The organism is Haloferax sp. Atlit-4N, assembly GCF_003383025.1.
Classification (GTDB): domain Archaea; phylum Halobacteriota; class Halobacteria; order Halobacteriales; family Haloferacaceae; genus Haloferax; species Haloferax gibbonsii.
This window is the reverse complement of sequence record NZ_PSYY01000037.1, coordinates 1-695: the sequence shown is the minus strand read 5'-3', so window position 1 is coordinate 695 and position 695 is coordinate 1. Positions and strand designations below refer to the sequence as shown.

1 protein-coding gene is annotated in these 695 nt (G+C 73.8%); it reads right to left on the bottom strand.

Going from position 1 to position 695, the window contains the following annotated elements; genetic code table 11:
• Window positions 1-600: hypothetical protein (locus C5C07_RS21430; RefSeq protein ID WP_233510489.1), on the bottom strand; the 600-nt coding region annotated here is incomplete at its 3' end.
• Window positions 601-695: the final 95 nt, after the last annotated feature.

The window sequence follows — 695 nt, the reverse complement described above, 5'->3', positions numbered from 1 at the left end:
GGCGGCCTCGTCGAGCCAGTGGTCCACCAGCCGGGCCGCCGCTGGTCCACGCACCCGGCTCCCGACCTGAGCGCCGAGAAGCAGCGCATGCGGGAGCTCGGGAGCGGCGGACTCGCGGGCTGCCGCGACCAGGGTCTCGAGCCGAGGGAGCAGCCTGGCGGGCCTGTCGGTGACTTCGGCGCGCGACCAGATCGCGTACAGCTCCGCCCTGATCCAGTGCCGCTGGCGACCCTGCCGTTGGTAGAGGCGACATGCTGCGTCGGCGGCCGACCTCGCCCGCGCCCAGTCGCCGGCCGCGAAGGCCGCCTCGGCGAGCGCCAGCAGCAGGTCGGCCTGCTCGGTCTCGACCAGTGGGCGGGCCTCGAGGGCGCGCTCGACGACGTCCAGGGCGTCTGCCGGCATGCCGGCGACGAGGTAGGCGCTGCACCGGTCGTAGACCAGGTCCACGCTGGTGATGTCGAGGTCGTCGAACCGGTCGCTCGCGTCGGCGTAGCACTCGAGGGCTCGCGGCAGGTCTCCCTCGAGGAAGGCGAGCCACCCCCGGGTGTGGATCCCCACCGCGACGTCCGACCGTAGTCCGAGACCGGCGTGCACCTCCATGGCCTCCTCGAACGCGTGACGCGCAGCGTCGATGTCGCCGAGACCGGTGCGGGTGAGGCCCTGGAGGTGGAGGGCGCGGGCCCGCCAGACCTCGT